This window comes from Parolsenella sp. (assembly GCF_982402205.1).
Window position 1 is genome coordinate 1 of sequence record NZ_CEVYAT010000015.1, and the last position, 19,809, is coordinate 19,809.

At 65.1% G+C, this 19,809-nt stretch carries 18 protein-coding genes; 4 read left to right on the forward strand and 14 right to left on the reverse strand.

From position 1 onward, the window contains the following. The coding region (locus AC1VTH_RS01935) for a DeoR/GlpR family DNA-binding transcription regulator (RefSeq protein WP_481334449.1) at positions 1-588 on the forward strand (588 nt) is incomplete at its 5' end. A gap of 231 nt (positions 589-819) precedes the next feature. On the opposite strand, the gene AC1VTH_RS01940 is transcribed toward AC1VTH_RS01935, so the two are convergent. After that, positions 820-1,488: a transaldolase family protein gene (locus AC1VTH_RS01940; RefSeq protein WP_481334450.1), complete on the reverse strand. Its 669-nt coding sequence runs from the start codon at positions 1,486-1,488 to the stop codon at positions 820-822. A gap of 173 nt (positions 1,489-1,661) precedes the next feature. Between AC1VTH_RS01940 and AC1VTH_RS01945 the strand changes: the two genes are divergently transcribed. Both AC1VTH_RS01945 and AC1VTH_RS01950 read left to right on the forward strand, forming a co-directional pair. Then, on the forward strand, positions 1,662-2,417 hold the full coding sequence (locus AC1VTH_RS01945; RefSeq protein WP_293673500.1) for a DeoR/GlpR family DNA-binding transcription regulator: 756 nt from the start codon (positions 1,662-1,664) through the stop codon (positions 2,415-2,417). A gap of 277 nt (positions 2,418-2,694) precedes the next feature. Beyond that, the gene (locus tag AC1VTH_RS01950; RefSeq protein WP_481334451.1) at positions 2,695-3,693 is read left to right on the forward strand and encodes a hypothetical protein; all 999 of its coding nucleotides are present in this window, start codon (positions 2,695-2,697) and stop codon (positions 3,691-3,693) included. Positions 3,694-3,820: 127 nt separating this feature from the next. Here AC1VTH_RS01950 and AC1VTH_RS01955 read toward each other — a convergent pair whose 3' ends face one another. The 8 genes from AC1VTH_RS01955 to AC1VTH_RS01990 all read right to left on the reverse strand — a co-directional run bounded on the left by AC1VTH_RS01955 (position 3,821) and on the right by AC1VTH_RS01990 (position 13,833). Then, positions 3,821-5,011: an Nramp family divalent metal transporter gene (locus AC1VTH_RS01955; RefSeq protein WP_481334462.1), complete on the reverse strand. Its 1,191-nt coding sequence runs from the start codon at positions 5,009-5,011 to the stop codon at positions 3,821-3,823. 124 nt (positions 5,012-5,135) lie between these two features. Further along, positions 5,136-6,977: a magnesium transporter gene (locus AC1VTH_RS01960; protein WP_481334452.1), complete on the reverse strand. Its 1,842-nt coding sequence runs from the start codon at positions 6,975-6,977 to the stop codon at positions 5,136-5,138. A gap of 407 nt (positions 6,978-7,384) precedes the next feature. After that, on the reverse strand, positions 7,385-9,217 hold the full coding sequence (locus AC1VTH_RS01965; protein ID WP_481334453.1) for a polysaccharide deacetylase family protein: 1,833 nt from the start codon (positions 9,215-9,217) through the stop codon (positions 7,385-7,387). A gap of 68 nt (positions 9,218-9,285) precedes the next feature. Further along, positions 9,286-10,191, reverse strand: a complete 906-nt coding sequence (locus AC1VTH_RS01970) for a PRC-barrel domain containing protein (RefSeq protein ID WP_293824334.1) — start codon at positions 10,189-10,191, stop codon at positions 9,286-9,288. 72 nt (positions 10,192-10,263) lie between these two features. Then, complete coding sequence (locus AC1VTH_RS01975) at positions 10,264-10,725, reverse strand: YtxH domain-containing protein (protein ID WP_481334454.1); 462 nt, start codon at positions 10,723-10,725, stop codon at positions 10,264-10,266. 81 nt (positions 10,726-10,806) lie between these two features. Continuing rightward, the gene (locus AC1VTH_RS01980) at positions 10,807-11,418 is read right to left on the reverse strand and encodes a cyanophycin synthetase family protein (protein WP_481334455.1); all 612 of its coding nucleotides are present in this window, start codon (positions 11,416-11,418) and stop codon (positions 10,807-10,809) included. Between the two features lie 93 nt (positions 11,419-11,511). Beyond that, positions 11,512-12,171 carry an RlpA-like double-psi beta-barrel domain-containing protein gene (locus AC1VTH_RS01985; protein ID WP_481334456.1) on the reverse strand — a complete coding sequence of 220 codons (660 nt, stop codon included), beginning with the start codon at positions 12,169-12,171 and terminating at the stop codon, positions 11,512-11,514. A 339-nt stretch (positions 12,172-12,510) separates the two neighbouring features. Next, on the reverse strand, positions 12,511-13,833 hold the full coding sequence (locus AC1VTH_RS01990) for a hemolysin family protein (RefSeq protein WP_481334457.1): 1,323 nt from the start codon (positions 13,831-13,833) through the stop codon (positions 12,511-12,513). 474 nt (positions 13,834-14,307) lie between these two features. Between AC1VTH_RS01990 and deoC the strand changes: the two genes are divergently transcribed. Continuing rightward, the gene (gene deoC / locus AC1VTH_RS01995; protein ID WP_301828773.1) at positions 14,308-15,036 is read left to right on the forward strand and encodes a deoxyribose-phosphate aldolase; all 729 of its coding nucleotides are present in this window, start codon (positions 14,308-14,310) and stop codon (positions 15,034-15,036) included. A 244-nt stretch (positions 15,037-15,280) separates the two neighbouring features. On the opposite strand, the gene AC1VTH_RS02000 is transcribed toward deoC, so the two are convergent. The 5 genes from AC1VTH_RS02000 to AC1VTH_RS02020 form a co-directional block, all read right to left on the reverse strand. Beyond that, positions 15,281-15,997: a GntR family transcriptional regulator gene (locus AC1VTH_RS02000; protein ID WP_481334458.1), complete on the reverse strand. Its 717-nt coding sequence runs from the start codon at positions 15,995-15,997 to the stop codon at positions 15,281-15,283. A 239-nt stretch (positions 15,998-16,236) separates the two neighbouring features. Further along, positions 16,237-16,881: a ribulose-phosphate 3-epimerase gene (locus tag AC1VTH_RS02005; protein ID WP_481334459.1), complete on the reverse strand. Its 645-nt coding sequence runs from the start codon at positions 16,879-16,881 to the stop codon at positions 16,237-16,239. A 39-nt stretch (positions 16,882-16,920) separates the two neighbouring features. Further along, positions 16,921-17,847 carry a type I phosphomannose isomerase catalytic subunit gene (locus tag AC1VTH_RS02010; protein ID WP_481334460.1) on the reverse strand — a complete coding sequence of 309 codons (927 nt, stop codon included), beginning with the start codon at positions 17,845-17,847 and terminating at the stop codon, positions 16,921-16,923. Between the two features lie 250 nt (positions 17,848-18,097). Then, a complete protein-coding gene (locus tag AC1VTH_RS02015; RefSeq protein WP_481334461.1) occupies positions 18,098-18,943 on the reverse strand; it encodes a PTS system mannose/fructose/sorbose family transporter subunit IID in 846 nt (281 codons plus the stop codon). A gap of 15 nt (positions 18,944-18,958) precedes the next feature. Beyond that, positions 18,959-19,786 (reverse strand): PTS mannose/fructose/sorbose/N-acetylgalactosamine transporter subunit IIC, encoded by an 828-nt coding sequence (locus tag AC1VTH_RS02020; protein ID WP_293824352.1) that lies wholly within the window; start codon positions 19,784-19,786, stop codon positions 18,959-18,961. Between the last annotated feature and the right edge of the window lie 23 nt (positions 19,787-19,809).

The window sequence follows — 19,809 nt, forward strand, 5'->3', positions numbered from 1 at the left end:
GAGGAGGCCCCCTCCACGCCGGCCGCCGTTGCCGAGCGCGAGGCTGTGGTCGAGCAGGGCAGGCGCGATGTCGCCGCCCGCGCCTGGCTCGAAATCAACGACGGAGACGCCATCTTCCTGGGCGTCTCGCGCACGAACGTCTACCTCGCAGACCTCATCGCGGCGGGCGACAAGCGCCTCATCGTCACGACGAACATGATTGACGTGCTCCAACGCCTCGCCGGCAACCCCAAGGTCACGGCGCTCGCCACCGGCGGCTATCTCAACGTGCTCAACAACGGCTTCACCGGGCCCGCATGCATCAGCCTTCTCGAGCCGTTGCTGTTCTCCAAGGCTTTCCTCGGCACGTGCGGCGTCGACCTGGGCACGAGTGCGGTGCTCGCCACCACGACGGATGACGGCAAGGTGGACGACCAGGTGCTCAAGAACGCGTCGTATCGCTTCCTGCTCGCCGATCACGAGAAGTTCAGCATCCACAGTGGGTATCGCTTTGCGTCCATCTCGGACTTTACGGCGGTCATCACCGACTCCAACGACCACTCGGTGCTGCGCGCCATTGCCGCCACGGGCACGCCCGTGCTCTGCTAGCTGTGATCACTTGGCAATGCGCGCGTGACACGGACGCGTCCCCGACCTGTACGCGGCCACATGTATGGACGGAAGATGGACGGAGCATCTCCAGCTCCATGGGTGCGTGATGAGCGCTGACCCCCTCGCGCCCTCCTCCCCCAGCTCACACATATATAAGAGAGGGACGGCACCCGTTGGCACCGCCCCTCAGTCGCAGCTTATTGAGGCGCAAGCGCCATCGCCCGTTGCCTAGAGGCCAAGCTCGTTGCGGCCGTAGGCCTTCTCCCACGAGACGCTGAACTCGTCGACGGCGATCTTGGTGCCGGGGTGGTCGATCATGGCGTGCAGGATAGCGGGCGGGAAGGTGATGGCCTGGATGCCGGCCTTGATGAGCTCGTGCACCTGGCTGGTGTTGTGCAGCGAGGCGGCCATGACCTTGGACTCGAGGCCCTGGGCGCGCAGCATCTCGATGAGATCCTTGACCTGCTGGACGCCATCGCCGTAGTTGGACATGCGGTTGGTGTAGGGCGCGATGTAGTCGGCGCCGTTGACGGCGGCGAGGAAGCCCTGCTCGGAGGAGTACACCGAGGTGGAGAGGACGTTGAGGCCCTCGGCCTTGGCATCCTTGCAGGCCTTGAGGCCAGCCGGGGTCACCGGGATCTTGGCGTAGGTGTTCTCGGGACGCAGGGAGTTGATCTTGCGGGCCTCGGCCATGATGCCGTCGTAGTCCGTGGCGACGACCTGGATGAAGAGCTTCTGCTCCGGGCGCAGATAGTCGATGATCTGCTGGATGGCCTGCTCGGGCGCAAGGCCGCTGCGGGTGATGATGGTCGGGTTGGTGGTGACGCCGGCCACGTTGAGCAGGGAGTCGAGCTCCTTGATCTCGTTGATGTCGGCGGTGTCGATGATGACTTCCATGGCACATCCCTTCGTTGCCTCGCCGCGGGGCCCTCTGCCCTGCGGTCACCGCACATCGGCGGCTCTGTTCCACACCCATAAGATATCGCGTTAATTATTGTTTTACAAGTAGTTTGGATTGATTTATCGTATTTCCTGGAAAGTGAGACGGGCATCAGCAGATGGAGGCCCCGATGTATTCGGACGAGAGACAAAACGAGATCGCCAGCATGATCGAGCGCGAGGGGCGCGTCACGGTCGCCGATCTGTCGCGTCTCTTTGACGTCACCGAGGACTGCATCCGCAAAGACCTGCGCAGGCTCGTGGCGCAGGGCCGTTGCCGCAAGGTGTATGGCGGCGCCACCCGCGCCGAGGCCGAAATCAACCGCAACATCGCCGAGCGCGTTGACACGCTGCGCCCCGAGAAGCAGCGCATCGCCGAGAAGGCATGCGAGCTGATTCGCCCTAGGCAGACCATCTACCTGGACTTCTCTTCCATCAACATTCTGTTGGCAGACCTGATTGGCAAAAGCGGCATGAAGCTCACGGTGCTTTCGAACTCCGTTGACGTGCTGCGAGCCGCCACGGCGAACCACGAGGTGCGCGGCATTTGCCCGGGCGGCACGTACAGCGCCGAGTACAACGGCTTCGTGGGCCCGCTCGCGGCGCACGCGCTCGACGCCTACCGCTTCGACGCGGCGTTCATGGGCGCCGTGGGCATTGGCGAGGACTCCGACGACGTGCTGACGCTCGACCTCGACGACGTCCCGGCCAAGCAGGCGGCGCTCGCCCGCGCCGAGCGGAGCGTGCTCGTGAGCAGCTCCGACAAGCTGGGTCGCGGAGGCACCTACCGCTACGCGTCGCTCGACGACTTTGACCTCGCCATCTGCGACGAGGACCGCCCCGGCGCCGTGGCGCAGCTGCGCTCCCGCGGCATCACTGTGCTGTAGAGGGGTGGAGGAGGCGCGCGCCCGCCTCGCTCGCCCAGCTCAAATTCCACATTCCTAGGAAAATGCCGTTAACCGTATCCCTTATTATCAGTTAATAGCATTTACCTAGGATTTTGCAGTTACCAACGATGGAAGCCAGACCGCTTTTGTACCAAAACGGCCAATTCTGGTTAGATTCCTGTCAGGTTCGTGTCAGCCCGCGCGGGACTTTCTTTGCTTTCTCGAGGTCGACCGCCCACGTTTGGCCAATCCTATCTCAAATAGGGAAAGGGTTGACATGGCACAGAGACTACGGCGAGTAACGGACAACCAAATCGACGAGCTGCTCGCCGAGCAAGCGCGCCTCGGGAAATGTCTGCGGAGCAATCCGAGTATCTTGCATGCATTGCTGACGAGGCGCCGAAAGGGCGTCGTCGTTTCACCGAAAAACGGAATGTTCGCTTCGCGAGACCTATGGGAATCGCTTGATGTCCGCCAGCGCCACCTCTTCGTTGCTCGGACGATAGCCGATAGGTGCCCCGACGATCTCTTCTGCTATGTGACAGCGGCTTTTGCCTATGGTCTTGACTTCACAATTACAGGAGACTTTGGCACCGACGTGAAAACCGTCTGCATCTCCGGTAAGGGAGGAGCAAATGGCTGCTCATCTGCCGGCCTGCGCCGTTTCAAGCTGGAGGCAGATGGTGCTTGGACCGCAGAGGGACTGCGAGTCTCCTCGCCAGAGAAGACAGTGTTCGACTGCGCAAGGGGACTCGCCTTCCCCGATGGACTCGCTATTGCCGATTCCGCCTTGAGGCTCGGTCTACTCGACCCCGACAGCCTTCGGAGGCTCATTGACAGCGGAGGAAATCGCAAGGGAATCGGAAAAGCGCGGGATGTTTTCGAGCACATGAATGGCTTGGCCGAAAACGGCGGCGAGTCCGTCCTACGCGCACGGATGATTGAGCTTGGCTATGTTGAACCCAAGCTGCAGGTTACCTTTGATAACCCACTGGAGCCGACCAAACCTTATCGGGTCGACCTGCTCTCGATTCGAAGCGACGGCACCATGGTTGCCATAGAGCTAGACGGTCGACGCAAATATACGGACGCTGAGTTCATGAATGGAAAGGACACGATTGAAGTACTCCTAGACGAGCGTCAGAGGGAGGCCGCGCTTTCATCTCTTGGTCTAGAAATCATACGCATCCGCTGGCCCGATTTGCTCGATTCCGCCAAGCTCTCGAGCATCATGAATGCATACCAAATACCCACGGCAAGACAACTCGGTCACTAGGCATACGGCCAGCTACAGATTCCTAGGAAAATGCCGTTAACTATGTCTCTTAAATATAGTTAACGGCATTTTCCTAGGAATCTGTGGAAGAGAATGGGATAAGACGCCGCTAGTAGCTAAGACGCAGCTAGTAGCCCATGGCCTGGAGGATGAACATCACCACGGTGAGAATCGCGACCACGACGACGATGAACCAGGTGAGCAGGGTCCACGCGCGGCTGTTAGCGTAGGCGCCCATGACGTGGCGGTCGTCGGCAATGCGCACCATGAAGACGAGCAGGACCGGAAGCAGCACGCCGTTGATGACCTGCGCCACCATCATGATGCCAAATAGGTCGACCTGGGGCAGTAGCACCACGGCCGCGGACAGCAACGTGATGGCCGTGACCATGCCGCGATACGCCGGCGCCTCGCTCCAGCTCTTGTCCTGGCCGCGCTCCCAGCCAAACGCCTCGCACACGGCACTCGACGTGATGCCCGGCAGCACGCACGCGGCCAGGAAGCTCGCACCCACGAGGCCGGCGCCAAAGAGCACCTCGGCATAGGGGCCGGCAAGAGGCGCCAGCGCGCGTGCCGCGTCCTCGGCCGAGTTTACGGCGATGCCGGCGGGGTTCAGCACGCTGCCGGTACAGACAACGATGAAGAACGCGATGAGCTGCGCCACGATGGCGCCGCTCACGGTGTCGATGCGTTGGTAGGGCAGGTCGTCGACGTCGCAGTTCTTCTCGACCACGTTGCCCTGGCCCATGAAGATCATGTAGGGCGAGATGGTCGTGCCGATGTTTGCCACCAGCAGGCTCACGTAGGCAGGCGTCATGTTGACCTGCGGCAAGAACGTCGAGCTCAGGACCTGTCCCCAGTCGGGGCCCACCATGAAGCTCGCCGCCACGTAGGTCACGAAGACGCAGGCGATGGCAAGCAGGATCTTCTCGATGCGCTTGTACGAGCCACTCATGCCCAGCAGCCACACGGCAATGGCGGCGATGGGCACACTCACGATGGTGGGCACGCCAAACAGCTGCATGCCCGAGGCGATGCCGGCGAACTCGGAGAGCGTCACCATCGTGTTGCTCACGATGAGGGCGAGCATGGCGAAGGCGCTGAGACGCACGCCGTACTGCTCGCGAATGAGGGCGGCGAAGCCCTTGCCCGTGACGCACCCCATGCGAGCTGCGGTTTCCTGCACCACGATGAGCAGGAAGCACATCACGGGAATTGACCAGAGCTGCTCGTAGCCAAACACGGCGCCGGCGTTGGAGAACGTCGCCACGCCGCCGGCATCCATGCCGGCAAGGGCCGTGAGCAGGCCCGGGCCCATGGCGCCCAGCACCGCCGCCGCACGCAGCGGCTCGTGGCGGCGCGCCTTGATGGCGCCCTCGGCACCAACGGAGCGCACGCCGCGCAGGTTCTTCCAGACCTTGAAGCTCCTCATCGGCCCACCCCTAGCCAAGCAGCGGCATCGTGAGGGCGCAGGCCACGGCCACGAACACGGCGAGCGCAACGACCAGGGCAACGACGTGCAGCACCAGGCCGCTCGTGTCGCTGCCGCGTTCGTCGCGGGCGCGCAGCACCTTGAGGTAGACGGGCGCGCTGGCAAAGCTCGCGACCACGGCCACGGCGGCAGCCTCGAAGCCGCGCATGAGCTCGAACACCACGGCGCCCAGGCCCTCGCTCGCTCCGTTGACCACGCCGTTTCCGGCCGCGCAGACCAGCATCACGATGGCTGCCCACAGCACGCCCATGGCCACGCTCTTGACCGCGAAGCCGCCGATGGAGGGGGCGTCCTCGTCGTCGGCGTCGTACTCGAGGAAGAAGTTGGTGACGTAGCGGATCATCTCGCCCGCCACGACCAGCGCCACGGGGGCGGCGAAGGCCACGGCCACGCCGGTCGAGGGACCCAGCACCAGGGCGAGCAGGACGGCGGCCACCATCCAGAAGAAGAACCACATCTGGTTGCGCAGGAAGCGCATGAGGTCATCGGAGTTGGCGTCGGAGTCGGAGGAGTCGGAGGTTCCGCCCGCGATGCGCAGGTCCTCCTCGTGCTCCTCCTCCATGACGTCGAGGGCGTCGTCGACCGTGACGATGCCCAAGATCTTGCCGGTGTTCTCGTCGACGACGGGCATCGCAAGCAGGTTGTACTTGGCGATGTCCTCGGCCACATCCTCCTGGTCATCGTCGGGCTTGGCGGTGAGTACGTCATCGTCGCCGGCGAGCTTGCCCAGGGTGTCGGTGGGGTCGGAGACGAACAGGCGCCGCACCGGCACGACTCCGCAGAGGCGCTCGTTGTCGTCGGTGAGGTAGATGTAGTTGACCGGCTCGAAGTCGTCGGGCAGGTCGCGCATGATCTTGGCGACGTCGGCCACCGTGGCCTCGCGCGAGACGGAGACGAACTCCGAGGTCATGATGCGGCCGGCGGTGTCGTCCTTGTAGCCGAGCAGCTGGCGAATGGCGCGCTGCTCGTTGATGCCCATGAGGCGCAGGAGCTTCTCGGCACGCTCGTAGTCGAGCTCGCCTACGAGCTCGGCGGCGTCGTCGGGGTCCATCTCGGACAGCATGCGCGAGGCGTCGGCGTCGGCCATGTCGCCCATGATCTTGGCGGCCATCTCGTCATCGTCGAGCTCGGCCATGGCCTCGGCCGCCTGGACGTCGTCGAGCTGGGCAAACACCTGGCCGCGCAGGCGCGGGTCGAGCTGCTCGATGATGTCGGCGACGTCGGCGGGGTGCAGGTCGTCGAGCGTCTGGTGCGAAACCGACAGCTTGACGTTGGACAGGTCGCGGTCGATGAGGTCCATGTAGTTCCACGCGATGATCTTCTCGGGAATGTCATGGCCCAGGGCGTGCGAGCAGCGCATCACGAGGCGCTCGAAGGCAGGCGACAGCGCGCGCAGGATGCCACGCATGCCCACCTCGGCGCCCAGCAGGCGCAGCTGGCTGGAACTCGTGTCGGACAGCTTGAGGTCATTGACGCGCACGACGCGCATGCCACGCGTGTCGACGATCTGCTTGTTGAGCAGGTCACGGGCGATGAGGACCTCGTCGGGCTGCAGGTAGGAGAAGCGGATGTCGGTGGCGGGAACGGCGAGGCGGACCTCGTTGTCATCGAAGGTCTCGACGTACTTGCGCCACGAGATCATGAACGGCGACTTGCCGGGGCCCTGGAAGGCCAGCGAGGTGACGCGGGGAAAGACCTCGCGCGTGGCAATGCCGAGGTCGTTGACGACGCCGATCTTCTCGCCGTTGGCGTCGAGAACGGGGTTGCCCAGAAGCTGGGACAGGTAGATCATACGTGCTCCTTCGTGCTAGCGCCGAGAATCGGCGGCACTCATGCCAGGCGCGGCCGCGGAGGGCGGCACGGGTCTGGCTCGGACACCCCATGCGGCGCGTCCGAACGTGGCACGTCACACGGGGTCATCGACTCGCAGGTCGGGGTTTCATCAATGACCCTTCTCTTGGGTTGAGGGATGCGGACGCCCGCGCGTGTGAACGCGGGGCCGCGGCGCAAGGTCATCGAGACCCTGCGCCGCCCATTGTACACGCGAAGCTGCGAACGGCGCGGCAGCGACCGCCCAATGCTTGCAAAAAGCTGATGCTGCAGGATGGGTGACGGCAAAGCCGCCGGCCCTTGACGGGGGCGGCCGCGTGGCCGGGCGGGCGTCGAGCTCCGCCGGCGCGACAGCCCCGCGGCCCTCCCCTAGTCGCTCGAGCCCGAGGAGCCGTCCGAGCCATCGGAGCTCGACGAATCGCTCGAGGAGCTGTCGTCGGCCTTGAGCTGCGTGGGCCACACGCAGCCGTCGGGCATCGTGGCGTCGCCGCCGGCGATGTCGGCCGGAATCGAGCTGTCGGACTTCATGAGGTCGCTCACGGTCACGAACTCGTAGCCCTGGCTCTGCAGCGACTCGATGATGCGGGGCAGGGCCTCGACATCCTGGTCGCGGTTGCCGCCGCCGTCGTGCATGAGGATGATGCTGCCCGAGGTCACGTTCTTGAGGCAGTTCTCGACAATCGCGTCGGCGCCGGGGCGCTTCCAGTCGAGCGAGTCCTGGTTCCACAGCACGCTCACGCTCGCGAGGCCACCCGAGTTGAGCCAGGCCTTCTCGGAGAAGGCGCCGTAGGGCGGGCGGAAGCCCGTGGTCTTGACGCCGGCGGTCGACTCGATGTTCGAGAAGGTGCTCGAGAACTCCTGCTGCAGGGCGCTGGCGTCGAGGGCGGTGAGCTGCTGGTGCTGGTAGGTGTGGCTCATGACCTCGCTGCCGCGGTCACAGATCTTCTTGGCGAGGTCGGGGTAGGCCTCGACGTTCTGGCCCAGGCAGAAGAACGTGGCGTGGATGTTGTACTGGTCAAGAATGTCGAGGTAGGCATCGGTATACTTCTCGGCGGGGCCATCGTCGAAGGTGAGGGCCACGAGCTTCTTGCCATTATCGGGAGAGATCTGGTGCACCGAGACGACGGCGTTCTGGGTCTCGCTCAGGGTGTCGCCGCGGGCCGTCTCGCCCGACTGCTTGCCGGTGCGCATCTCGTACTGGCCAACCTTGGGCCACTGGGAGATGTAGCTGATGTTGCCCCACGCGTCGCCACCCATCTCGAGCTGCGGCTGCTCGTCCATCACCTGGACGTCGTAGTCCTCGGTGCGGTCGCCGCCGTCAGTGATGTCGAGCGAATCGCCCTCGCTCACGCGGTAGTTCGAGATGTCGTCCTGACTCATCTGATTGCCGCCGAGCGTGGCCGTGAAGGCATAGCCCGCGCCGTCCTCGAGCTTGTTGCCCGAGACCGAGACGAGGTTGCCCGCAGTAGGAGAAAGCTCGGCGTCGGATATGACCTGCTCGCAGGTGCTGCCAACGCGGATGCTGTACGTCTCGCCGTTGAGCGTGATGTTCACCTTACGGTTTGACCACAGCAGTACCGCCACGATGGCCACGATGGCCACGCAGACGATGCCCGCGATGATGCTGCGCGCACCCGACGAGGTGCGGCGGCGTCCCATGAGGTCGCCGGTGCGGCGGCCGCCCACGATGCCCGACATGAGCACGGCCTTGCCGCCCGCGAGTGGGTTGCGGCCACGGCCGCGATCGCGGGCGTCACGCGGCGGGCCGGCATAGCGCTGTCGCTGGCCGGAACGTCCCTGGTAGCCGCCGCGCGCGGAGGGGCGGGCGGCAGTGCCACGCTGGGGCCGAGCGGCAGACGGACGCGCGCCGGGGCGCGGGGCGCCACGCGAGTCGAGGCCATAGCCCTGGCGCTGGTCATAGCGCAGGCGAGCCTGGGGGCGCGACGCGTCACCATAGCCAGGGCGAGAGGGGCGCTGCTGCGGGCGAGGCGCAGGGTAGGAGGACGGGCGCTGCTGCGGGCGGGCCTGGGGATGGTCACCGCGCGCAGCGCGAGGACGGTCGCCATAGCTCGGGCGCTGCTCGCGGTACCCATATGACTCGGGGCGATACGAGCCCGAGCGACCCGCCTCGTCGCGCCTGGGCCGGGGGTTGCCCTGGCCGTGGCCGTCGTTTCTGCCCCTGTAGTCTGATGAGTACGACATCGCTATCCGTTTCGCCACGCAAGGGGCCGGCCCTGCGGCCGCCCCCCCACTTTTCGTTCACCCCTAGCTTACTTGCTCGCGTCCTTGAATTCCTTCATAAAGCTTGAGAACATGCCGCGGGTCTTGCCCAGCTGCTCGCCCACGGCCTTTGCCGCGGCGGCTCCGGCCTCGGAGGCGTTGGCCGGCTTGGCAGCGGGCTTTGCAGACGAGGCACCGGCGGCCTTCTCGGGCGCACCGGCGGCCTCGTGGTAGTCCTGCGAGGCCTGCTGGACGCTGCGCTTGGCCTTACCGATAAGCTTGCCCAGGCCGTGGGCACCCTTGTCGACCGCGACGGAGGCCTTCTCGTCGAACTTCGCGGTGGCCTTCTTGGCGCTGTCCTTGGCCTGCGCGTAGCCCTCGCCCGCCTTGGCGGCAAGGCCGCCGGAGAGTTCGAGGTCTGCCGCCTGGTCCTTCACGATCATGCGGCCCTTGTCGTAGCGAACCACCCAGGCCGCCGGGATCTCGAAGAAGCCCACGAGCTCGGAGGCGGTGTTGCCTTCCTGGGCGCAGAAGCAGTCGACCTCGCCGGTGGTGACGTCGAGGCTCGCGTCCATCACGTAGCCCAGGAACTTGCCCGACTCGCAGATGACGTCGGCACCCTCCCAGATGATGCAGTGGTCGAGGTCGAGGCCCAGGCGCTTGCACGCGGCGGCGTCGAACGACTCCTTGGTGCCTGCGCACAGAAGACCGCCCTCGTGGAACTCGACCGAATCGAGCGGGACGAAGCGGTCGTCCTGCTTGACCATGCCCGCGACGTCGGGGCGGCGCACCATGATGCCCACCATGCGGCGGCTGTCGGGCGCAAAGACGAGGTTGTGGACCTTGCCGTACTTCTTGGGATCGGGCTCGACGCCGGCCTGCGCCTGCTTGCGCGAGGCCTTGCCCGGCACGAAGACCTTCGTGCGAACGATCGAGCTCATCATCTGCTTTGCCATCGCAACCCCATCTCATGAAATGGGGCGCCAACGGTTTCCCGCGGCGCCCCACGAACCAGCGTCTAGAGGCTCCTAGGCCTCGGCGTCCTCATCGACGCCGTCCTGCTCGGGCTCTGCCTCGGCGGCCGCCTCAACGTGGACGTCGACGGCCTCGGTGGCAGGAGCCTGCGGAACCGCGCCCACCTTGTCGGCGACGGCGGTGGCCGTGGCGGTCACGGCGTCGGCGGCGGTGGCCACGTTGTCGGACAGCGTGCTGCGCAGCTGGTCCATGCGCTCACGGGCCAGATCGATCTTGGCGCGCAGCTCGTCGGTCGCGGCGTCGACGGTGGGACGCAGGCCGCCCAGGCGGTCGTTCACGACGGCGCCGCCCTTCTCGTACGCGTCGGCCGCGGCATCCCAGGCGTCATTTACGACGTCGGCCGCCATGGCGCGGCTCTCGGCGCCAGAACGCGGAGCCAGCATGATGCCGGCGACAACGCCAGCGGCCGCACCAAACACGCTGCCCAGGACAAATCCAACTGCACCCTTGCTCATAGTTGCCTCCTTTGGCGCACGCGAGAACGCGGGCGCTCGGCGTCAGTCCTACGTTGTTGGCGATTATACCCAGCCGCGGGGCTATGCCTCGAGCTCGCCCTCGCCCGTCTGGGCGGGCGCGTCGACGTCCTCGGCGGAAGCGGCGGGCTCGTCGGGCGATCCCTGCTCGGCGGCAGCCTTCTCGGCGGCATCGCGGGCGGCCTCGCGCTCGGCAATCTGCTCGGCGTTCTGGACTAGGTCGCGGATGCCCGCGACGATGGCGTCGACGTCAGGCTTGGGGTCGGCGCCGCCGGAGTAGGCCCACTGCAGAATCCATGCGGCGCTCGACAGCGCGGACGAGACCAGCACGTCATCGGGACAGGCAAGCTGCACGTCATAGGTGCGCGGCTCGCCGGCCACCTCCCAGGTGCGGCCGCACGAGACGTCGCCGCCCAGGCCCGTGCGGGCCATGAGCTCGATGGTCACGTGCTCGAGCAGGTGCGCCACCTCGGTGGCGCCCATGACGTCGCGGAACGTCTCGGAGGCGTCGCCCAGGCAGGCGTGTTCCACGATGTCGGGCAGGAGGTTGTAGACGTGGGTGGTACCGACGAGGTCCTCGTCGGTGGTGAGCGGGCCGCCGTTGGCAATGGTCACGCGGGCGGTGAAGTGCTGCGGCGCCACGGCAACGCGGCGGATGTCGATAAGCTGTGCCATCTCTGTGCTCCCTTTAGGTGTGAGCGGCGCGGGTGTGGCCCGCGCGACGCGCACGGGCTCCGTAACAGCCATGGTAGCCGAATTGGGCCGCGCCTACAGGAAGCGATAGCTCACGGTGCGCACGCCCCACTCCTCGGTGGAGGAGGCGCCTAGGGCTCGCCAGACGCCGCCGGCGAGGTCGAGGTCGCGACCGAGCGGGGCAAAGCCGCCGGTGTCGGTGACCGTCGCGGTGACGGTGAGCCCGTTGTAGTAGATCTCGACCGTGCGGCCCAGCAGGTCGGTTCGCGAGGCGGGCACGGCGACCGTCATGCTGTTCTCAGTGAGAAGGACGCCCGAGGCCGTGGCGTCGTAGCCATCGTTGCAGGCCAGGGTGTAGGCGGAGGCACTCCCCTGCTGCCAACCCTCGTCGCGCGTGACGACGACGGTGTCTCCCTCGAGCGCGATGCCGGCGGTCTGCTCGCCCACCTGCTCGGGACCAATGGTCTTGACCTCGTAGCCCGTGCGGGCAGAGACCCGCGAGAGCGAGACGTTGCTGGTAGGGCTGCCCGTCGCGAACTTGGAGGCCGCGTCTGCGGGCAGCGTTGCCTCGCTGGCGTTGGCGCTCACGCCAATGGCGGTGGTGGAGTCCTGGCCCGGGGCCGCCTGAGCGGCACCCACGTGCGTGACGGCAAAGACTGCTGCCACGACGATGGCAAACGCCACCATCACGGTGAGGGGGATAACCCTGAAGCGCCCTGTTGCGCGTCTGGCCAAGCACGACTCCCGTCGACTGTGCCGGGCACTCCCGGCGACTGTGATGAATCGAGGCGTGTCGTGGTTGGTGTGTGATACCCCGATGCCCGCCGGCGCGCGGCTCGGGCCGCGGCTGCAGGGCGATGTAACGAGGTGAATTATACCTGAGACGCGCGGGGCACCACCAACCGGCAAGGCTGGCGGTGCCCTAGTTATGGAGCGGATATGAAGAGACGTTGATAAACCGCAGCTAGATTTCATATGCAATACGGCTGCACTTTTATACATCCCGCCTGCCGAGCAGAGCTTGACGAGGCACACGCGGAACCTCTCGAGCGAGGGCGGTGGGCTCACAGGCCGCTACTCGTCGGGCGTCTCGTCCTCGCCGGCGGGGGCAGGCGGCTCGGGCGCCGTCACGCGCAGTAGGGCGATGCGGCGGCCGCGCATCGACTGCACGAGGAAGTTGTAGCCCTCGACGTCGAATGAGTCGCCGGGGCTCGGCACGGAGTCCGCGAGCTCGAGAATGAAGCCGGCGACCGTCTCGTACTCCTCGGAGTCCTCGATGGGCCAGCCCAGGTCGCGCGCGTCATCAATCGAGAAGCGGCCGTCGACCAGCCACTCGCGGTCGGACAGGCGCGTGAGGTACTTGTTGTCGGGGTCGAACTCGTCGGCTATCTCGCCCACGACCTCCTCGACGATGTCCTCGATCGTGATGACGCCGGCGGTGCCGCCGTACTCGTCGACCACGATCGCCATCTGGTCATGGCGCTGCTGCATCTCGGAGAGCAGCGGGATGATGTCCTTCGTGTCAGGCACGAAGACCGGGTCGCGCGCGAAGTCGCTCACGGGACGGTTCTGCGCGTCGTCGTCGACGATGGGGCCCAGCAGGTCCTTGATGTGCGCCACGCCCACGATGCGGTCGATGTCCTCGTGAAACACCGGGATGCGCGAGAAGCCCGTGCGCCTCATGAGCGCAAGTACCTCGCCCAGTGTCTCGGTGTCCTCGACGGCCGTGAGGTCCACGCGCGGCACCATGACCTCGCGCGCGATGGCGTCGCCCAGGTCGAAGATCTCGTGGATCATCGACTTCTCCTTGTCGGAGAGCTCATCGGCATCGGTGACCATGTAGCGAATCTCCTCTTCGGAGACCTCCTGGCGGTCGTCGGCAGACTTGACGCCCAGCAGGCGCGACAGGCCGTCGGCGGACTTCGAGGTGAGCCACACGAGCGGGGCCACCACGTGCGAGAAGCCCCGCAGGAACGGCGAGACCGACTTAGAGACCTCCTCGGCGTTTGCCAGCGCCATGCGCTTGGGCACGAGCTCGCCCACCACGATCGAGACGTACGAGACGATCACCGTGATGACGATGGGTGCCAGCGCGTTGCAGACGCCCGCGGGCGCGCCCAGCGAGATGAGCCAAGCAGCAAGCGGGTCTGACAGGGTCGTGGAGGCGACCATGGCCGAGAAGAACCCGACGAGGGTGATGGCCACCTGGATGGCGGCGAGAAACTGGCCGGAGTCGCCGGAGAGCTCGAGCGCGACCTTGGCGCGCTTGTCGCCCTCGTCCGCATCGTGCTCGAGCACCGCGCGCTTGGCGGCGACGAGCGCCGCCTCGGACATCGAGAAGTACCCGTTTGCGATGGTGAGGAGCAGCGTAAAGAGGATGCTGAGCGCTACTTCCATGACGACACCCCCTTGAGCTGCGGGGCGGCGCTTGCGCGCAGGCCCTGATTGTCGCTGACGGGGTTGGAAGAGACGTGGCCACTCATGCCCAGGGGGCATCTACTGTGACAGTCTCCCGCGTCGCTTTTGGCGTTCATGTTCTCCTCGCTCTTTGCTCGCCGAGCGCGTCGGCGCGTGCCGGATGTGCCCCGGCGTGGCTGCCGGGCCCTTCCCGGCGGCGCGGCTTGGTCCGCACATTGGGGATTAGTATACCCAGCGCCGCCCGTCTCGCACGATAGAGGAGGCGGGTCTCGCGTGTATGCTGTTTGTTAGGCCATTCCTCTTACATAAAAATGTGAACTCGTTACAAATATGACCGCTCATTGCCAAATCACAGCCGTTTGTAGGTGACATGTTGCTATATAAGCGGTATTGTATTGACATATTCATTAGGCATAGAGGCGGACACGCCGCCAGCGATAGAAAGGGAACCACATGGCTCGCTACACCATTGACGACCTCGCCAGGCTCGTCGACCACACCAACATCCACGCCGACGCCACCGAGCAGGACATGGCCAAGCTCTGCGACGAGGCCAAGGCCTACCACTTCAAGATGGTCGCCGTGAACCAGGTCCAGTCCAAATTCTGCTCCGAGCAGCTTGCCGGCACCGACATCGACACCGGCGCGGCCATCGCCTTCCCGCTGGGCCAGACCTCCATCGCCGCCAAGGTCTTTGAGACCAAGGACGCCCTGGCCAACGGCGCCAACGAGATCGACTACGTCGTGAATCTCACGCAGGTCAAGGCCGGCAACTGGGATTACATCGCCGACGAGATGGCCCAGATCGTCGCCGCCTGCCAGGAGGCCCGCGAGGCCACCGGCCTCGAGATCCCCTGCAAGGTCATTCTCGAGACCTGCATGCTCACCGACGAGGAGAAGGTCAAGATCTGCGAGATCGCCACGCGCGTGAAGCCGACCTTCGTGAAGACCTCCACCGGCTGCGCCAACGGCGGCGCCACCGTCGAGGACGTCAAGCTCATGAAGCAGACCGTGGGCGACGCCGTCAAGGTCAAGGCCTCCGGCGGCATCCGTGACGCCGACACCTTCCTCGACATGGTGCGCGCGGGTGCCGAGCGCATCGGCTGCAGCGCCGGCATCCCCATCATCGACGAGTTGCGCCGTCGCTTCGAGGAGCAGGGCATCGATTCCATCGAGCTGTAGGAGCGCACCGCGAGTCGGCGCTTGCCTGCGTCCGCGGCGTTGGCCGCGCGGCAGGCGCCAATCATACAGAGCACCCTCTTTTGCAGGAGGCCCGCCGTTCACCCAGGACCGGCGGGCCTCATCTTGTTTGGCTGCTTGCTCCGGGACGATGTGCCCGCATGGGACGAATTAGCCCGGAGCAATTTTGTCCTGCTTTTCCTGCGGTTTGGGACGATAAAGCTCCGGGCTAATTTGTCTCAGAGCGCTACTGCTCCTCGCGGCTGACGTTGAACTCGAAGGTGTTGTTCTCGCCGCGGTAGGTGGCAATCGAGTACTCGACGGCGTGGCCGTCGGACTCGCGGCCCACGGTGTGGAAGAGGAACAGCGGGTCGCCGGGGTCGACGTCGAGCAGGGCCGCGGTGGCGGCATCGGCCTTGATGACGTCGAGGCGGCGGTGCGCCTGCGTCACGGGGTGGCCGTACTCGGTCATGGCGCTGTACATGCGCTGCGTGGTGAAGTCGTAGCGCTCGAAGTCGGGGTAGGGCTCGACCGGGATGTAGCTCTCGACGAACACGTTGGGCTTGTCGTCGACGTAGCGCAGGCGAACCAGCTTGTAGACCTCCTCGCGAGGCTTGAGCTCGAGGTTCGCTGCCACCTCGTCGCTCGCGCGCTCGCGCTTGAAGATGATGACGGTCGAGCGAACGGTGCGGCCCTCGCGGCTCATGTCCTCCTCGAAGCTGCGCACGCCCATCGTGAGGCCCTGGGCCACCTTGGGCTTCGTGACGATCGTGCCGCGGCGCTTGCGCTTCTCGACGTAGCCGTCGTTGGCGAGGATCTGGAGGGCCTGGCGAATCGTGGGACGGCTCACGCCGTAGCTCTTGGCGAGCTCGATCTCGGGCGGGATGATCTCGCCCTCCTTGTACGTGCCGTCCTTGATCTTTGCGAGCAGGTCGTCCTTGATCGCGGAGTAGAGCGTGGCCATGGTGCACCGTCCTTGCTATGGAACGAGGCGAGTCCTCGTAAAGTTTCTTACATATACATATGTAAGTTATTGTTGCATACATAACGCGAGAAGTGCGCGGCGTCACACATAATTTAAGGGCCATCCGCTTTGCACGGACGACCCGGCGTCACGAGGTGGGGTGGCGCGCCAGGCACGCCACCCCACCAGACCACGCATTTCAGAAAAGGTGACAAAGGGCTCTGACCCCTTTGTCACGCCTACAGCTCGCGGAGTTCCTTGAAGATGTCGGCGTAGGGGCGGCCCTTGCCAAAGACGGCGCTCGTGCCCAGGACGGCACCGTCGACGCCCATCTTGGCGGCCTTCTCAATCACCGCGGGCGAGCAGGCGCCGTCGATGATGACCTTGTAGCCATACTTCTCCTTGGCCTCGACAAAACGCTCGAGCTTCTCGTCCACGTAGTCGAGGTACTTCTGGCCCGAGAAGCCCGGATTCACGGTCATGACCAGCACGTAGTCGACCACCGGCAGCGACGTCTCGACCGTCTCGAAGTTGACGCCTGGGTCGACGACGAGGCCGGGGTGGGCGCCTAGGCGCTCGATCTGCAGCAGGGTCGAGTTGATGGTGGGCTCGGCCTCCTGGTGAACGTAAACGATCTGCACGCCAGCCTTGACCAGCAGGTCGATGGTCGTGGGCTCGTGGTTCGAAATCAGGTGCACGTCGCAGGGGACCTTCGAGCGGCCGCAGATGGCCTCGACGTCGCCCAGGCCCATGCCCAGGTTGGGCACGAAGTGGCCGTCCATCACGTCGAGGTGGAAGCCGTCGCAGCCTGCCTCGACCAGCTCGTCGACCTCCTCGCCCAAGCGAAGGAAGTCGGCACACATCATAGAGGGCAGTAGCAGCATGTTCTCTCCTTGAGAAGTCGTGGTTGCAGGCGTACTGGCCTAGGCGGTCGTGGTGAGCAGCGTGACGTTGCCGTCGAGCTCGAGGGACTCGCCCTTCGGCAGCAGGATCTGGTCGCCCACGGCGATGTCCTCGCCATTGGCGGTACCCGAGCCGCGGCCTACGGTCACGAGCTTGTACTCCTCGCCCGGCAGGATGCACGGGCCCGTAACCTCGATCTTCTCGACCGTGAATGAGTCGTTGGAGATGAGGTGCGTGCGCTTCATGTTGCCCAGGTCCTCGGTCCAGGGCTTGGCCTGGTTGACCATCATCGACTTGTCGTAGCTCAGGCAGTCGATGGCCTGCTCGAGGTGCAGCTCGCGCAGCGACCCGTCGGCTTGCACGCGGTCGTAGTCGTAGAAGCGGTAGGTGACGTCGGTAGCCTGCTGAATCTCGTAGGCGATGACGTTCTTGCAGCAGGCGTGGAGCAGGCCCGCCGGCAGGTAGACGAAGTCGTCCTTCTCGATGGGCAGGTGGTCGATGAGGTCTGCCCAGCGACCCTCGGCGATGTAGTTGCGAAGGTCCGCTTCGTCGGTGGCGTTGTGGCCATAGACCAGCTCGGAGCCCTCGGCCGCCTCGAGAAAGTACCAGGCCTCGTTCTTGCCCGCTGCAAAGCCCAGGGGCTTGGCGTGCTCGGTGTCGGGGTGCACCTGAATCGAGAGGTCGTCGACCGGGCACAGCAGCGAGATGATCACCGGGAACTGGCGGTTGGTGTCGCCAAACAGCTCGGAGTGCTCGCGCCACAGCTCGCCGAGCGTCATGCCCTCGTACTCGCCGGAGACGCAGACATTGGACTGCTCACCCTGGTCGGCGAACGCCCAGGCCTGGCCCACGCCGTCGGGCATCCAGTCGTAGTGGTAGTAGTCGCGGCAGGTGTTGCCGCCCCAGACGGTCTGCTTGGGGATGGGCTTGAAGCGCAGAAGTGCCATGGCGCGTCCTTTCCGTAGGTGCTTTTGCTTGCGGCCTTGGGCGGGTCGATGCCCCGTCCCTTGTTGCTCATGGTGACGCTTCGCGTACGTCGGCTCGTCTCGCACATGACGGCGTTCGAGCATCACCACAGGTCAAAGCTGGTGAACCGGTTAATAGATTAGGAAGGCCCCGGGGAACCGTGTGGGTGCCCCGGGGCCTTGGAACAGCGAGCTCGCTATGTGACCTCGCTCAGGTGTTGCGGGGCAATCCTTAGAAGACGCCAAGCAGGCAGAAGACGATGACAGCGGCCGTGAGGACCAGGATGACCTTCGTGGGCGAGAACTGCTTCTTGTCGAGCATCCACCAGGTGACCAGGACGGCGATCAGCGGAAGGATCTTGGGGAAGACGCCGTCGAGGGTGTCCTGCAGCGGAGCCCAGTCGCCACCCATAGGGATGTTCAGGGTGGTCACGAGGGCGATGTTGCCGGCCGACAGGGCGCCGATGACCATGATGCCCAGCACGTTGAAGGCGCCAGTCAGGCGGCGGGCGGTCTCGCCAACGATCATGTCAACCGCGCCGACGCCGAGCTTGTAGCCGGTGCGGAAGCAGACGAACGAGATCAGCGGGCCGATGATGCCCCAGGAGATGATGTAGAACAGCGGGCCGAGCGGGCTGCCGCCGGCGGCGAGGCTCATGCCGATGGAGAGCAGGATCGGGACGATGATGCCCTGGACGATGGAGTCGCCGATACCGGCCAACGGGCCCATGAGGGCGGTCTTGACGTTGTTGGGCATCTCCTCGTCGACGTCGCCGCCGAGGGCGATGTTCTCCTCGAGGGAGGCCACGATGCCGTTGACGAGCGTACCGGTCTGCGGCTCGGTGTTGTAGAAGACCGACTGACGAACGAGCAGGCGACGCTTGGCCTCGGGGTCATCGGCGTAGTACTTGTTGGCAAACGGGATGTAGGACCAGGCGAAGGCGTGGGCCTGCAGCTTCTCGTAGCTCATCGAGGACAGGTGAGTGAAAGCCCAGCGCAGCCAGAGCTGGTTAAGATCCTTGTTGGTCAGACCCTGCTTGCCGTTGGGGCCAACCTTGGGCGTGATTTCAGTTGCCATTTGTTGTCTCCCTTCTTAGAACAGGTCGTCGTCTTCGTAGGAACCGTCGGCGTTGTCGCCGGTGGCCTCAGCGGCAGGGGCAGCGGCGGCCTTGCCGGAGGACTGGTAGACGAGGTAGGCGACGAGGGCAGCGATGAAGACGATGGCGACCATCGGGAGGCCAGCGAAGGCCAGAAGCACGAAGCCAGCGAAGAAGTAGATGAGCTGGATCTTCTCCTTGATGACGATGTTCATCAGCATGCCGATGCCGAGGGCGGGCAGGACGCCGCCGAGGACGGAGATGATGTGCGTGACGACCTCGGGGACGGAGGCGAGCAGGGAGTCGACGAGTCCCTGGCCAAGGTAGATGGCGAGGAACACGGGGACGGCACGAAGGAAGAACGTGCAGATCTGCGGGTAGATGACGTGCCAGAGGGTGATGCCACGGTCGTTGTTCTCCTCAGCGGCCTTCTGGGCGCCGTTGTTGAAGAACGAGTAGAGGGCCATACGGGTGTTGTAGAAGATCAGGCCGAAGGTGTTGCCGACAAGCACCGACAGGGTCACGGCCACGGCCGGATCCTTGGTGGTGGCCATGGCGAGGCCGATGCCGCCGTAGGTGGCGTAGGTGATCTCGGAGTTCGTCGCGCCGCCCGTGGAGAGGTTGGCGATGAACACGGCCTGGACGGCAACGCCGCACAGGACGCCGGCCGTCACGTCACCGAAGACGAGGCCGCACAGCAGGCCACCGACGAGCGGACGGCCAACCATGTAGAAGCTGCCCGTGATGCCGAACATCGGCGCGGACTCGATGGCGCCCAGGTAGCAGAAGATGCCACACATAAGCGCTGGGAAAAGCAGTTCCATTTCTCCTCCTTCAACGATGGAAC